Genomic DNA, 14,894 nt, shown 5'->3' with positions numbered 1-14,894 from the left:
TTTTCGTCTACCACCATACACCCACCCGCTCATTGTGTACTCAATCAATGGCACCAAAATGATACCAAATGGCTTCTAGCAGCTGTAACAATACTCGCAGTCTGAACAAGATAAAAAGTAAATTGCCATAAACACCTTTCTCCCACTCCCTATTTTCGCTACTATTCAGATACCTTTATCTCTTTGTCACTTGATGAGCTCAACTTCTTGTAAGCTTACATTCCCACTCACGTAAAAAGGACTTTGCGATGTCACAATCACTTTCTTATCGTCAAACGGCTCAGCAAAATAAACCAAAAATTAACACACTCCTAACATCCAGTATCTTATTTATCAGTAGTACGCTATTTTTGTCTGTCTCCGCGCATGCGGCAGATCCAACCACTTCAGTCAACACCACCAGCATCAATACCAGTGCGATCAACTTAGCCATCATGGCTGATCATCCAACCGTCCTGTCTGAAACCAAACGCATCACCCGAGCAAAAACCAGCACCCTTAAATCTACGGCTAAAACTGCCAACAATGCTAATAGTGACCAAGCTATTTACTCTGAAGATGCCATTCATCATCCAGTATGGGCAAAGAATGGCATGGTCGCCACCCAAGAAGCGCTGGCCTCTGATATCGGGCTTCAGATTTTAAAAGACGGCGGTAATGCTGTGGATGCTGGGGTCGCTGTTGGCTTTGCGCTTGCCGTTACCTTACCACGTGCAGGTAACATTGGCGGTGGTGGTTTTATGATGATTTATGATGCCAAGCAGGACAAAACCGTGGCACTCGATTATCGTGAAAAAGCCCCAAGTAGCGCCTCTCGCGATATGTATCTGGATAGTGATGGCAATGCCGTTAGTGATTTATCTCGTTATCATGGTCTCGCCGTTGGCGTACCGGGTACAGTCGCAGGACTGCTCAAAGCGCTAGAAGATCACGGCACAATGAGCCGCGAGCAAGTCATGGCACCAGCGATAGCATTGGCAGAGGATGGTATCGAAGTCACTGCTGGCTTGTCTGAATCACTCACGGCATTAAGCGAGCGCTTACAAAAGTGGCCAAGTACCAAGAAGGTGTTTTTTAAAGCTGACGGCAGCGCCTATCAGCCGGGCGAGCGCTTGACGCAACCGGAGCTTGCTCGTTCACTCAAGCTGATCGCTGCCAAAGGAGCCGATGGATTTTATAAAGGTGAAACGGCCAGTAAATTGGTAAAAGCAGTCAATGACGCGGGCGGGCGGATGAGCTTACAGGATTTGTCCAACTATGAAGCCATCGCTCGCGAGCCTGTAAAAGGCGACTACCGTGGCTATGAGATTGTCTCTATGCCGCCGCCCTCCTCTGGCGGTATTCATATCGTCCAAATCTTAAATATTTTAGAAGGCTATCCGCTAAAAGACTACGGACAAAACAGCGCCCAAGCCATTCACTTAATGGCGGAGGCCATGCAGTTGGCATATGCGGATCGTGCTGAATACTTAGGAGATTCTGATTTTATCGATGTCCCTGCCAGCGGTTTAACGTCACAAGCTTACGCTGATAAGTTACGAAGTTTGATTGATCCAAACAAAGCCACGCCAGCATCGACAATTAAGGCCAACAATCCACTCCCGTATGAGAGTGATCAGACCACACACTTTTCTATTGTCGACAAGGATGGCAATGCGATAGCGAATACATATACGCTAAACTTCTCTTACGGCATGGGTCTGGTCGCTGAGGGGACAGGTATTTTATTGAATAATGAAATGGACGATTTCTCTGCCAAGCCGGGTGTGCCGAACGGTTACGGCCTACTAGGGGGTGAGGCAAATGCCGTTGAAGCCAATAAGCGTCCGCTATCCTCTATGAGTCCAACGCTGGTCTTCAAAGACAGCAAGCCCTATATCGTCACTGGTAGCCCAGGTGGTAGCCGCATCATTACTACGGTCACCCAAATCCTCTCAAATGTCATCGACCATGATATGAATATCGCCGAGGCGACTCACGCACCGCGCATTCATGACCAATGGTTGCCCGATGAGATTCGTATCGAAAAAGCGCTCAATGTAGATACCATCAAAAAACTAGAATCAATGGGGCATACGATTAGCCCAAAAGCCGCGATGGGCTCCACGCAGTCGATTATGATCACCCCGAATGGCGTTTATGGATCTTCTGATCCACGTATTGTCGATGCGGCGGTGGTTGGATATTGATTTAACCCTGTCTTTAACTATCAGTTGTGAAGCCCTCTCTACTTTATAGTATAGAGGGTTTTTAATCTTCCTTTGTGTATTGTCCAAAGAGCGTAAACACTATCCTCACTTAGATTAAACCCCTTGAATGAGTGGCCGTCTACGGCAAATAATGGTATTATTACCGACCTAATTTAAAACGAATACATACAACTTTCACTGTATTATTTGTCTCATTTTTTCTTAATAAAACATTGATAATAATAGCTTTATTTTATTATTAGCCTCTTTTTTGCTCGTATCCGTAAGAGTCCTCTATGGCATTTGTACACCTTGGTATTCACAGCGAATATTCCATCACCGATTCTATCGTACGTATTAAGCCGCTGGTCAAAGCCGCCGCGGCTGACAATCAACGCGCGCTTGCGTTGACTGACTTATCCAACCTTTATGCGACGGTGAAGTTTTATCGTGCCTGCCTAGGCGCTGGTATCAAACCGATTATCGGCAGTGAAGTCATCATGGATAATGAAGACACAAGGTTAACCCTGCTTGCGATGAACAACGAGGGCTATCAAAATATTACCCGTATCGTCTCGCTTGGGTTTACCGAAGGACGCGCTGACCCTGTCAATCATGGCACGCCGGTCATTAAGCGCAGCCATATTTTAGAGCATGCAGCAGGTGTGATCGTACTGCTCGCTGAAAAATCAGACGTGGGTCAGGCCTTAGTCAGCTCTATGCCAGAAAAAGCCGATGAGTTGCTCGCTGAATGGCAAGCGCAATTTGACGATCGCTTATATTTTGCCATCAAGCGGACCAATCGCTCAGGGGAAGACGCGTTTATTAAAGCTGCTATTCACTCAGGGGCCAAACACGCCATTCCTATCATTGCCCACAATGATGTGCGGTTTTTAGAACAAGATGATTTTGATGCGCATGAAGCCCGTGTCTGTATTGCAGGCTCCTATGTATTGGCTGATCCAAATCGCCCGCAAACCTACTCAGATGAACAGTACCTTAAAACTCAAGATCAAATGGCACAGTTATTTGAGGATCTTCCTCAGGTTATTGACAATACCTTACGGTTAGCCACACGCTGTAATGTGACCTTAACGCTTGGCATTAATGTATTGCCTGACTTTCCAGTACCTGAGGGTGAAACGATTGAGTCGTTTTTTCGCGCAGAGTCCCAGCGCGGCCTTGAACAGCGCTTAGACAAGCTCTTCCCTGTTGCCGAGCGTCGTGACAACTGGGGTGACTTTCGTCAAAGATATGACGAACGCCTAGAGTATGAATTGAACATCATCCTATCGATGGGCTTCCCTGGCTACTTCCTCATCGTTATGGACTTTATCCGCTGGGCAAAAGCCAATGGCGTACCCGTAGGTCCTGGTCGTGGCTCTGGTGCAGGATCACTCGTTGCCTACGCTTTGAACATTACTGACCTTGACCCTATCCATTATGATCTGTTGTTTGAGCGTTTCTTAAATCCTGAGCGTGTCTCCATGCCTGATTTTGATATCGACTTTTGTATTGAAGGTCGTGATCGAGTCATTGATTATGTGGCGCAAACTTATGGTCGTGACGCGGTTTCACAGATCATCACCTTTGGTACGATGGCAGCAAAAGCGGTGGTGCGCGATGTGGCGCGCGTACAAAGCAAGTCATACTTCCTTGCCAATAAAATATCTAAGCTGATCCCTAAGACACCCGGTATCACGCTAAGCCAAGCACTTGAGCAAGAACCACAGCTTAAAGACTTAATCTCCAATCCTGACAACATGGACTATGAAGACGCCCTTGAGATTTGGGAGATGGCGATTAAACTTGAAGGGGTGTGTCGCAATGTCGGTAAACACGCTGGTGGCGTCCTGATCGCACCGCATAAAATCACTGATTTTAGCGCCATTTACTGTGATGATGACGGTCATCGCGTCAGTCAGTTTGATAAAGACGATGTCGAAGCGGTAGGACTGGTGAAGTTTGACTTTTTAGGGTTGCGTAATTTAACCGTCATTAACGCGGCGGTGGAAAACATCAATCTACGCCGCGCTAAAGAAGGCGTTGATGCCTTGGTATTAGAAGATTTGCCATTAGATGACACCAAAGCTTATAAGCTATTGCAAGACGCTAAAACCACGGCCGTCTTTCAGTTAGAAAGCATGGGTATGAAAAAATACTTAGCCAAATTACAACCGACCAATATCGAAGATGTGATCGCTATGTGTGCGCTCTATCGTCCAGGCCCGCTCGATGCGGGCATGGTAGAGATGTATATCGACCGTAAACACGGCCGCGAAGAAGTCATTTATGATCATCCCAATCTTGAGCCAATTTTAGAAAACACCAACGGCGTGATTGTGTATCAAGAGCAAGTCATGCAGATCTCGCAAGTGATGGCAGGCTATAGCTTAGGCGGGGCAGATATGTTACGCCGCGCCATGGGTAAGAAAAAACCCGAAGAGATGGCCAAACAGCGTAATATTTTTGTGACAGGTGCGACCTCCCAAGGCATTGATGAAGTCACCTCAGGCGGCGTCTTTGACTTGATGGAGAAGTTCGCCGGTTACGGTTTTAACCGCTCGCACTCGGCAGCTTACGGCGTTTTGGCTTATCAGACGGCATATCTAAAACAGTACTACCCTGCTGAGTTTATGGCAGCTGTCCTAACGTCTGATATGAACAACACCGACAATGTCGTCTTCTTTATCAACGACTGCCGTGAAAACTTTGGGTTGTCCGTGGTGAATCCATCGGTTAACCGTAGTGAGTGGCATTTCGTTGCTGACACCCCGACCAACATTATTTATGGACTTGGGGCTATTAAAGGCGTTGGTGAAGGGGCGGTAGAGTCCATTGTGGAAGCCCGTCGCACGGATGGCCCTTTTAAAGACTTATATGACTTTTGTCGCCGAGTAGACATCAAAAAAGTCAACAAACGCACGCTTGAAGCCTTAGTAAGCGCAGGCTGTTTTGACGACTTTGCAGCGACACTACGACCTGACTTGCCAGCAGACGCGGCTTACGAGATCCGCGGTGCATTGATGAGTCAGTTGCCGAGTGCTGTGCAAGCCGCTGAACAAGACCGCCAAAACCGCGAGATCGGTATGATGGATTTGTTTGGTGAGATGGATGGCGTGGTCGCCGCGCCACCATTGGTAATGACGCCAGAGCTCATTTGGGGTGATAAGCATCGTCTAAAGGCTGAAAAAAACACCTTGGGACTATACCTGACCGGACACCCTATCAATGAGTATTTGGATGAGCTAAAACGTTTTACGTCAGGCACGCGGCTAGATAAACTCACTGATACCGGCTATAACGGCAGCTGCTATTTTGCAGGCCTTATTATCGATATTGCCAATTTTGGTAATCGCAATGTGATTACCTTGGATGATGGTACGTCTCGTCTTGAAGTTAGCTGCTATGCGGAGCGCTTTAACCGCGTCAAAGAGCAGCTAAAAGTCGATGAAGTGGTTATTATTAAAGGCAGCATTCGTGAGCGTGATGGACGTTTATTTGCGCGACTTGATAGTGCCATGAGTATGGTTGACGCACGCTTGCGTTGGCTCAAAAAAATCAGTATAAAAGTTCATGGTAGCGACGTTAACTTGCTCACACGCTTGCAACCTTTACTCAAGTCAGCACAAGCAGACATCATACCTGCCCCGCGCTTAGCGTATAACAGTGAGCAGGACGAGCAAGGTGGCCATAGTAACAATAGCGTTTATGATCCTGCTATGGGTGGCAGCTTGTACGATGAAGATGGTAATGATTTATTGGCTTTAGAAAATGATATGAGTCAAGATGCGCTGCAAAATGGCAGTAGCTATGCCAATAACGCGTTGAGTAATACCGATACGTCCATTAATGATAACTGTCTGCCACTTGGGCTCAGCATTTATGAGGCGTTTGGTATCGCAAATGTTGGTCTATCTGAGCATTGGCGCATCTATCCTAACGACGACAACTTACAGCAGTTAAAGAGCATGGTGAGTGAAGATAACTTACACTTTCATTACAACTAAGGCTTTTTTACCGCAAAAAATCTGTCATGGCGACTTTATTACTTTAACTTTCAAAAACTGGATATAAAACTATGGTTGACATCCCACGTAACACGGTGACTAATCAGACTGAGGAAATTGTTAATCATGAGCAATTTGAAGATATGCGTGACTTGCTAGAAGAAGATTTTGCTGATTTGATACAAGTGTATATGACTGACAGTCAACAGCGAGTCGCGTCCCTACGAATCGCGCAGCAAGAAAACGACAATACCAACGGTTTTGAAATTGCCCATGCCCTAAAAGGCGCGAGCGCCAACTTGGGTACCACGCAACTGGTGAACCTTAGCAGTCAATTACAAAAACTATGTTGTGAACACCGCATCAGTGAGCAAACTGCACTTATTGAAGACATCGCAGTAGCACTACAACGTGCTGAACAAGAAATAAATCAACGTTTGGGACAATAAATGAGTAACGATTATTCATCATCTACCGCCTCAGCACCCCAAGCTTATAGTGTGAGTGACTATCTTGCTTGTGTGCAAGTGGTCATGGTTAACACAACATTGCCCGCCAACATTGGTTCGGCCGCGCGTGCCATGCATACCATGGGTTTATCACGTTTGACGGTCGTTGACCCTAAGCGACCGATTGATGACACCAGTGTTTCTCATGCTGCCGGTGGTAGTGATTTGTTGTCATCCGCAATGATAGTACCTACCTTAGAGTCTGCGTTAGCGGACTGTCAGCTTGTGTTTGCGGCCAGTAGTCGTAGTCGTCATTTACCACGTCCTGTGGTGACACCAACGCAAGCGGCCAAGATTATGTTTGATTTTATCGATAAGCAGTCCACTCTCGATACAGCCAATGACAATGCAAGCGCTCCGTCCTCAAGCAAACCAAATATTGCCATCTTATTTGGTCGTGAAGATCGTGGCTTGACCAATGAAGAATTGGCTTACGCAGACTATCACATTCAAATCGATGCCAACCCAGCCTATCCAGTTCTCAATGTCGCCTCAGCCGTACAAGTCATTGCCAGCTTTATCTTTGCTTACGCGCAGACACATGCTCAAACGTCCAACAACAACCTAGATAACAACTTGAGCACAACAGCTCAACCAACAGTAGACGTCCATATACGTCAGCAATGGGATGAGCCAGCCATTACCCAGCAGCAGCTGCAACAGCTTACTCAGCGTATGACCGAGCTGATGGTTCAGCGCGGTTTAGCAGACAGCGAGCACTTAAAATCATTGCCGTCGAGACTCTCCAGACTGGGCTCGCGATTACAGCTTGACCAAAAAGAGTACCAGCTGTTAAGTGCTGTGATTGCTAAAATCTCAAAAGACTAGGCAGCCGATTTAATCTTAAAGCCAACCATAGTTAAAATACTTTAAAAGCAATATAGTGCAGCTAGCATGAGGTTTTGACAGCCTATTAGTAGTATTCTGACCACTAAAATTGATGCTAGGGCGTGTCCTCAATCAATCGATAGTCATCTAACTGGACTAAAAATGGCTAAATTTTGCCGCTGTTTGACTGCAATTTATCACCATTTTTAAAATGAGGACACGCCCTAATAAACTGATATTCGTTTATCGGCAATTTTTTTTGATGGCTCATCACTATATTTTGTAGTGCAAAGCTGCTATAACTGGAACAGCACAAGCAGAAATAAAATTTCACTAACATTAAAAGATAATAGTGATAAATTAAGAGAAAGCTGTAAGATTTTTTAGAAACGACACTTTACCGACGAATAGATAGGACGCTTTATGTCACTGCCATCCAAATTGTTCAAATCGCTTACTTGTATCAAAAAAGAGCTCAAAGAAGACATTGATGCGGTGTTCAACCGTGACCCTGCGGCACGTAATAGCCTGGAGGTCATACTGACCTACCCTGGCATTCATGCGCTTATCTTACATCGCGGGGCGCATTGTCTTTGGAATAACGAACAAAAGCTGGCAGCACGTGTTGTCTCATACGGCTCACGCATCATGACTGGTATCGAGATTCACCCTGCCGCAAAAATTGGCAAGCGCTTTTTTATTGACCACGGTGTCGGCGTCGTCATTGGTGAAACCGCTGAGATTGGTAATGACGTCACGTTGTATCATGGTGTGACGTTGGGCGGGGTCTCTTGGAATAATGGCAAACGCCATCCAACGCTAGAAGATGGTGTCACAGTTGGTGCGGGTGCAAAAGTTTTGGGTCCATTTACCGTCGGTAAAAACGCAAAAATAGGCTCAAATGCGGTGGTGGTCAAACCTGTCCCAGCAGGCGCCACCATGGTCGGTAGTGCAGCCCGTATGATCTCAGACCATCATGATGAAAAAGGCAATCCCCTCACCACCAAAGTACAAGATGCCAAGCAGCAAGAAAAAGTAGCACAGGCCGGTACCGCAAATACAAACCAGACTAAAAACTCAAATGCCAGCACAGCACGCACCACCGCTTTTCAGGCTTATGGTATTGATCCCTCTTCACAAGACCCTGTCGCAGAAGCGTTTGCTAAAATGCTCGAGCACATTCAACAATCAGAAAATCGTCTAGATCAGCTACAAGCCGCGATGTGCCAACTCGATCCTGATTTTTGCAAAAAAGAATACGATAAGCTCTGCTTAGAAGACTTAGATGTCATTGGTCGTGCTGAGGCAGATGAAGCCGACGCGACATTAAAGTAAAACTTCTACCAGTCTTCAGCTTCCTTCCCCCATTTTGGAGAGAAGGAAGTCAGTTAGGTTACATGTTCTGCTCAGACTTCAGTAAGAAAAATACGCAATATTGTTGATAACAGCTTTCTCGTTTGAATGGTCTTTTAACTGCCTAAAAAACCAGTCGTTATCAACTCCTTGATGCCAGTTTTTTCATGCGCTTTGAATGGGTAACGATCTGACATCACTACCCACTTAGATGTCTCATTTTTGCTTAGGCTATTTTTGGAAAGACCCACATTCACGAGCAGTATATCAATATCCATGGTGACTTTTTTTATAGGCAGCGACCGTTCTGTTGAGCGTTGCCTATGACAATCACATTCAAATTGTTTTAGCACTTGCTGTAGCTTTTGCAACGTTGTGGACGATTTTAGAGACAGATAGACACACTGATTGGTATAGTCAGGTTTTGGCAGCGCAAGAGTCGCTGTAAAATCCGGATTTTGAAAAGCGCTAGATAGCTGCATTTCACCTAACGCTGCTAGATGCTCGCGCACGATCGGTAAATACGTCTCAGCGTGATAATTACTCCCCAAAGCCAATACGACAGCCGTCAACGTTTGCGCCTGCAACGCTTCGGGCGCACGCTTTTCTAACTTCTCAAAATTCAAGTCAGCCAACTTTTTATACATCGTTAGATTGATGGTTATCAGCGTGGTTCACCGCAGGCTCATCAGAGGAAGCGGCGGCATGACGAGTGATTTGCACACCAACCGCATCCGCTTGCTGAATGGCAGTCGGCTTGGCAATACTTAACGTGACTTTGTGACTGGCATATTTAGTCAGCAATTTGTCTGCGATTTGTCCAGCCAAATGCTCAAGTAGCTTCGCTTTAATGGCTTGGCACCACTCGCTCACATCATCACAGACCGCCTTATAGTTCAGCGCATCAGTGACATCATCCGATTTAGCGGCACGGCTGATATCGGTCTCAAGCGCGATGTCGATCAATAATGGCTGAGTGATCGCGCGTTCCCACTCATACACGCCAATCACCGCCTCTACTTTTAAACCTTTTATAAATACTACGTCAGATTGGGTATGAAACATGCTGTCATCCTTGTTTGCTAATTTTTAATTCACATTTTTAGTGGAAGGTTTTTATTTAACTTGCTGCAACGCCTCTTCACGTAGACGCTCAGCTTTTAATACTTTACTGGGACGATGGCGCCACAAATCAATGCTGAACAAGAGCAGACCCAACCAAATCAACCCAAACACCGCCAAACGATGTAAATCGAAATGCTCGTTATAATAAAACACCGCTAAGAAGAAAATAAAGGTCGGGGTCAGATAGTTCATAAAACTTAAAATACTATAGGCCACCAGTTTGGTCGATTTATTGAACAGTAACAACGGTATCAAGGTAATAGGACCTGCAATCATCAGTAGCCAAATGTTTGGACTGAACCAAAAGCGCAGCTGACTACTGACCACATCTGCCTGCCAAAACCACCACAGACAAATTGGCACCAACATCGTTGTTTCAACAAACATGGCGTCGACAGCCGTCAGAGGCGTTTGCCGTTGAATCGTACCATAAGTGCTAAAGCTAAAAGCCAAGATGAGCGATATCCAAGGCAGACTACCAATCATCACCACTTGGATAACCACAGAGAGTAGCGCAAAACCAATGGCGATCCATTGCAAAGGTCGCAAGCGCTCTTTGAATAAAATCATTGATAAGGCCACGCCCACCAACGGCCCAATAAAATACCCCAAGCTGGCTTCAAGTATACGGTCATGATTGACCGCCCATACATACGTGAGCCAATTCGTTGCGATAATCAAACCCGATATAAAAGAAAACGCGATCCATCTTGGGTTTTTCTTTAGGGTATCGACCCACCCCCAGCGTTTGGTGACCACCAACACGATAAGTAAGCACATGAATGTCCAGACAATACGGTGGCCAATGATCTCGGTTGCATCATAGGCAGCCAACTGTTTAAAATATAACGGAAAACCGCCCCAGATAAAAAAAGCAATCAGCGCGGTTACGATGCCACGTCTGGTCGTTTTAATAGGGACAGCCGGTTTTTTGACGACGTTTTGAGTAGTCATAAGTCAGTACAACTTCATTTAGAGCAAAGCGTATTCTCGCGCATGGTCGCCTAGTTATGATTATATTTTTAGGTGAACCGCAAAAACACAGGGTTACTACAAGTAGGACACAAGTTAAAAAGCAATGTGCGAATGTCCGTATCGACATCAACACATTGCTAACGATAACCACTATTTTGAAACACATTTATCTAAAAGTCAGTAAATAAGTACTGTTACCCTATGTATGAGTCTAAGGGTTCATGACTTACTTTCTTAAAAGCGAAACCATCAAGCATTAAGCGCTCGCATCATCAACTTGAATGGACATACCAATTTGATTGGCAAGCTCAGCAAATCCTGGGAAGCTGGTATTGACGGTTTCGACCCCTTCAATGACGATTTGCTTTGAAGCCCGTAAACTGGCAACCGCAAAACTCATGGCAATTCGATGATCATGATGTGAGGTAATTTGACCACCACCAAAGATAGGGTGAGTGTTATTGACGTTGTCGCTTTGACTTGCAGCACCGTTACCTGTAGTGCCTTTGCCTTCAATGATTAACCCATCATCCGTGACCGTACAATCAATGCCAAGCGTCTGCAAACCGTCGGCCATAACCGCAATGCGATCGGATTCTTTAACACGCAGCTCTTTTGCCCCCGTTAACACGGTACGGCCTTTAGCACAGCTAGCCGCAATGAATAATACGGGGAATTCATCAATCGCCAGCGGCACTAAGTACTCCGGTATCTCAATACCTTGTAGGTTTGAGCTGCGAATCGTAATATCTGCGACTGGTTCACCGCCTACATGTGTCTCGTTACTCAAGCTGATATCGGCTTGCATTAATTTTAAGATATCAAGAATACCAGTACGTGTCGGGTTGATACCCACTTGCGTGAGGGTCAGCTCACTACCTTGACTGATGGCAGCAGCCACCATAAAAAAGGCCGCTGAAGAGATGTCAGCAGGTACGGCGATATCACCGCCTGTCAGTGTGCCGCCGCCTGTTACACTGATGCGGTTGCCTTCTACTGTCACAGGATAGCCAAAGGCTGATAGCATACGCTCGGTATGGTCACGACTGACTTCTGGTTGAGTCACCGTTGTGGTGCCCTCGCTCCATAGACCCGCTAATAGCAAGCAAGACTTAATCTGTGCAGAAGCGACTGGCATATCATACGCTATGCCTTGTAATGGTTGTCCGACCGTGTCTCGTCCAGTGATGCTGAGTGGCGCGGTCCCACTATGACCTGTGCTTTGTATAACCGCACCCATCATACGTAGCGGTGCAGCCACACGCTCCATCGGCCGTTTGTTTAGACTGGTGTCACCAGTCAACACACTATCAAATGGCTGTGCCGCTAAGATACCGGACAGCAGGCGCATACTGGTCCCAGAGTTACCCATATAAAGTGGGGTTTTGCTCGGTTTTAAGCCATGCATACCAACCCCATGGATGGTTAACTTGCCGTTATCAGGCCCTTCAATACTCACGCCCATGTCACGGAACGCTTGCAACGTTGCAAGTGCGTCCTCTCCTTCCAAAAATCCAGTGACCTGTGTCACGCCTGTTGCAAGGCTACCCAGCATAATACTGCGATGAGAGATAGACTTGTCACCAGGAATGGTAATCGTGCCAGAAACGGTGTTGCTTGGCGTAATAATATAAGAAGCTGACATGGCAGTAGTATCCGTATAAGGGGTGCTGGCTAACATATGGCCAAAATGTCGCCGCGCGGCTTGCGCACGGCCCAAAAGTCCCATCAGGGCGGTTGAATCTTTATTAATGATAAGCTGGCGCATGGTTTGTAGGTAGACGCCATACTCATCAAGGGCGCTGACAATCGCGCTTTGATTGGCAAAAAATATATCGTGCCACATCTTAGGGTCACTGGCAGCAATGCGGGTAAAATCGCGAAAGCCACCAGCGGCATAGCGAAACATATCCAAATTGTCATCATGGCTTGCCAGCTGCTCAACCAAATTAAACGCCAGTAAGTGCGGCAAATGACTGGTATGGGCCAATATCGCATCATGATGATCAGCGGCCATTGACATAGCCGTTGCCCCTACCGACTCCCACAACAGGCGTAGCTTGGCAATAGAAGTCTCATTGGTCGTGGGTAGTTCACAGATAATAACGCTATGATTGACAAACAAGTTAGCGCGCCTGGCATGATACCCTGAATTCTCAGCGCCAGCAATCGGATGCGCTGGCACCAGACCCACTGGCAAAGAAGTAAACACCGCTTTGGCAGCGTCAATGATATTGAGCTTGGTGCTACAGACATCACTAATCATGCAATCGGTAGCAAGCTGCCCGTCATCCATCGCCTGTTTAATATCACTGAACACTGCTTGTACCGCTTGTACGGGTACCGCAATGACAATCAAATCACTACCATCGACCACCTCACTCAGTCTTGAGCTGCCCGCATCCAGCAATCCTTGTTTGATGGCCTCTTCTATACTTGGGCCATGCCGATCGACGGCGACTAAGCGCTCACTCAACCCATTGTCTTTAATGGCTTGTGCAAGACTGGCACCGATTAACCCAAGTCCAATCACACAAACTTGCTTAAATAATGGCGGCTGAGTGGTTAGAAGAGAGTGATTATTATTCTGATGATTTTTTTTCTGACGACTCACGGCTTTTCTCGTTGTACAAACGAACGCTCATTTCGACAAAACAGTCTAACGTTCGTATCATAAAATTTAGTGGCTAATGAAGGGACTTATCTCTTTAAAAAAGGTAGTCCCTTTATCAATCTTCGGTCAAGATAGAGCGCAAGGTATCAATCAAACGCAGATTGTCCTCTGCTAAGCCGACGGTAACACGCAGCCAATTAGGTAGACCATAAGCGCTCAGTGGCCGCACGATAACACCTTGTTCCAGTAACGCTTGGTGAATCATAGCAGCCGTGGTGTCCTCCATCTCAAATTTTACCTCGACCATAATAAAGTTGGCATGTGACTTAACAAACCCCAATCCGAGCGCGTCAAACTGTTTTTCCAACCAACGCATTTGCTCATCATTTGTCACTCGAGTTTTTTCGATAAAGTCCTGATCGGTAAGGGCCGCCGCGGCCGCAGCAAGTGCCACACGACTGACATTAAATGGCTGACGAATGCGATTGAGTAAATCTGCTACCGGCACTGAGCTAAGTGCATAACCGACACGCAGACCTGCTAATCCATACGCTTTAGAAAACGTACGGACAATCACCACATTGTTAAATTCATCTAACAGCGCGCGATTGTTACTTTCAGGACTGTATTCAATATAAGCTTCATCTAACACTACCAGTACCGAACTTGGCACACTAGCCACAAACTCGCGTAGCGCTTTATGCTCAAGCTGAGTGCCCGTTGGGTTATTAGGATTGGTAATAAACACCATCTTAGTACTGGGACTGTCTTGAACCGCCTGACTCATCGCTTTTAGATCATGACCAAAGCGATGAGCAGGCACCTCTATAGCCGTTGCCCCCTGCATTTTAGCCAGCATCGGATAAATAATAAACGCATACTGACTATAAACGATGGTGTCATCAGCACCCACAAAACTACGCGCCAAAATATCAAGCAAATCGTCAGAGCCATTACCTAAGGTAATCTGATCCGCATTGACATCGTTAAAATCAGCCAAAGCTTGTTTTAGATAGTACCCATTCCCATCAGGATAACGCGACAACTGACCCAATTGCTCAGTCACTGCCAACGTCACATGCGGTGAGCAGCCCCTCGGGTTTTCATTACTGGCCAGCTTTACCACATCTGAGATGCCATACTCACGCGTCAACTCTTCAACAGGCTTTCCTGTTTGATAAGGCGCCAACTCTAAAATACTGTCATAGGCCGGCACTAGCGGTGATAAATTTGACTGTGTCGATTGAGGTGACTGCATGATTTATCCTTAGATGTGGTAAGACATCTATCA

At 46.3% G+C, this 14,894-nt stretch carries 10 protein-coding genes; 5 read left to right on the top strand and 5 right to left on the bottom strand.

The window, feature by feature from the left end; genetic code table 11:
- Nucleotides 1-248 precede the first annotated feature (248 nt).
- The 5 genes from ggt to cysE all read left to right on the top strand — a co-directional run bounded on the left by ggt (nt 249) and on the right by cysE (nt 8,871).
- Nucleotides 249-2,189 (top strand): gamma-glutamyltransferase, encoded by a 1,941-nt coding sequence (ggt, locus tag JFC06_RS00235; RefSeq protein ID WP_198333525.1) that lies wholly within the window; start codon nt 249-251, stop codon nt 2,187-2,189.
- A gap of 296 nt (nt 2,190-2,485) precedes the next feature.
- Nucleotides 2,486-6,199: a DNA polymerase III subunit alpha gene (gene dnaE, locus JFC06_RS00230; protein ID WP_198333524.1), complete on the top strand. Its 3,714-nt coding sequence runs from the start codon at nt 2,486-2,488 to the stop codon at nt 6,197-6,199.
- A 71-nt stretch (nt 6,200-6,270) separates the two neighbouring features.
- Nucleotides 6,271-6,648, top strand: coding sequence for an Hpt domain-containing protein (locus JFC06_RS00225; RefSeq protein WP_193006375.1), 378 nt, complete (start codon nt 6,271-6,273; stop codon nt 6,646-6,648).
- Complete coding sequence (locus JFC06_RS00220; RefSeq protein ID WP_198333523.1) at nt 6,649-7,536, top strand: RNA methyltransferase; 888 nt, start codon at nt 6,649-6,651, stop codon at nt 7,534-7,536.
- A 423-nt stretch (nt 7,537-7,959) separates the two neighbouring features.
- On the top strand, nt 7,960-8,871 hold the full coding sequence (cysE, locus tag JFC06_RS00215) for a serine O-acetyltransferase (RefSeq protein WP_198333522.1): 912 nt from the start codon (nt 7,960-7,962) through the stop codon (nt 8,869-8,871).
- A gap of 134 nt (nt 8,872-9,005) precedes the next feature.
- On the opposite strand, the gene JFC06_RS00210 is transcribed toward cysE, so the two are convergent.
- The 5 genes from JFC06_RS00210 to hisC form a co-directional block, all read right to left on the bottom strand.
- Nucleotides 9,006-9,524, bottom strand: coding sequence for a 2-amino-4-hydroxy-6-hydroxymethyldihydropteridine diphosphokinase (locus JFC06_RS00210; RefSeq protein ID WP_227670180.1), 519 nt, complete (start codon nt 9,522-9,524; stop codon nt 9,006-9,008).
- A gap of 4 nt (nt 9,525-9,528) precedes the next feature.
- Nucleotides 9,529-9,954 carry a dihydroneopterin aldolase gene (gene folB / locus JFC06_RS00205; protein ID WP_198333520.1) on the bottom strand — a complete coding sequence of 142 codons (426 nt, stop codon included), beginning with the start codon at nt 9,952-9,954 and terminating at the stop codon, nt 9,529-9,531.
- A gap of 51 nt (nt 9,955-10,005) precedes the next feature.
- The gene (rarD, locus tag JFC06_RS00200; RefSeq protein WP_198333519.1) at nt 10,006-10,968 is read right to left on the bottom strand and encodes an EamA family transporter RarD; all 963 of its coding nucleotides are present in this window, start codon (nt 10,966-10,968) and stop codon (nt 10,006-10,008) included.
- Between the two features lie 277 nt (nt 10,969-11,245).
- Nucleotides 11,246-13,603 (bottom strand): bifunctional prephenate dehydrogenase/3-phosphoshikimate 1-carboxyvinyltransferase, encoded by a 2,358-nt coding sequence (locus JFC06_RS00195; protein WP_198333518.1) that lies wholly within the window; start codon nt 13,601-13,603, stop codon nt 11,246-11,248.
- A 115-nt stretch (nt 13,604-13,718) separates the two neighbouring features.
- Nucleotides 13,719-14,861, bottom strand: a complete 1,143-nt coding sequence (hisC, locus tag JFC06_RS00190; protein WP_198333517.1) for a histidinol-phosphate transaminase — start codon at nt 14,859-14,861, stop codon at nt 13,719-13,721.
- Between the last annotated feature and the right edge of the window lie 33 nt (nt 14,862-14,894).

Origin of the sequence: Psychrobacter namhaensis, assembly GCF_016107545.1 — a bacterium.
GTDB classification, from domain to species: domain Bacteria; phylum Pseudomonadota; class Gammaproteobacteria; order Pseudomonadales; family Moraxellaceae; genus Psychrobacter; species Psychrobacter namhaensis.
This window is presented reverse-complemented; position numbering and strand designations above follow the sequence as displayed.

What these genes read in the sequence shown, in the direction of transcription:
- ggt (WP_198333525.1), top strand. Translation starts at nt 249, where the DNA reads ATGTCACAATCACTTTCTTATCGTCAAACGGCTCAGCAAAATAAACCA.
- JFC06_RS00220 (WP_198333523.1), top strand. Translation starts at nt 6,649, where the DNA reads ATGAGTAACGATTATTCATCATCTACCGCCTCAGCACCCCAAGCTTAT.
- folB (WP_198333520.1), bottom strand. Translation starts at nt 9,954, where the DNA reads ATGTTTCATACCCAATCTGACGTAGTATTTATAAAAGGTTTAAAAGTA.
- rarD (WP_198333519.1), bottom strand. Translation starts at nt 10,968, where the DNA reads ATGACTACTCAAAACGTCGTCAAAAAACCGGCTGTCCCTATTAAAACG.
- JFC06_RS00225 (WP_193006375.1), top strand. Translation starts at nt 6,271, where the DNA reads ATGGTTGACATCCCACGTAACACGGTGACTAATCAGACTGAGGAAATT.
- hisC (WP_198333517.1), bottom strand. Translation starts at nt 14,861, where the DNA reads ATGCAGTCACCTCAATCGACACAGTCAAATTTATCACCGCTAGTGCCG.
- dnaE (WP_198333524.1), top strand. Translation starts at nt 2,486, where the DNA reads ATGGCATTTGTACACCTTGGTATTCACAGCGAATATTCCATCACCGAT.
- cysE (WP_198333522.1), top strand. Translation starts at nt 7,960, where the DNA reads ATGTCACTGCCATCCAAATTGTTCAAATCGCTTACTTGTATCAAAAAA.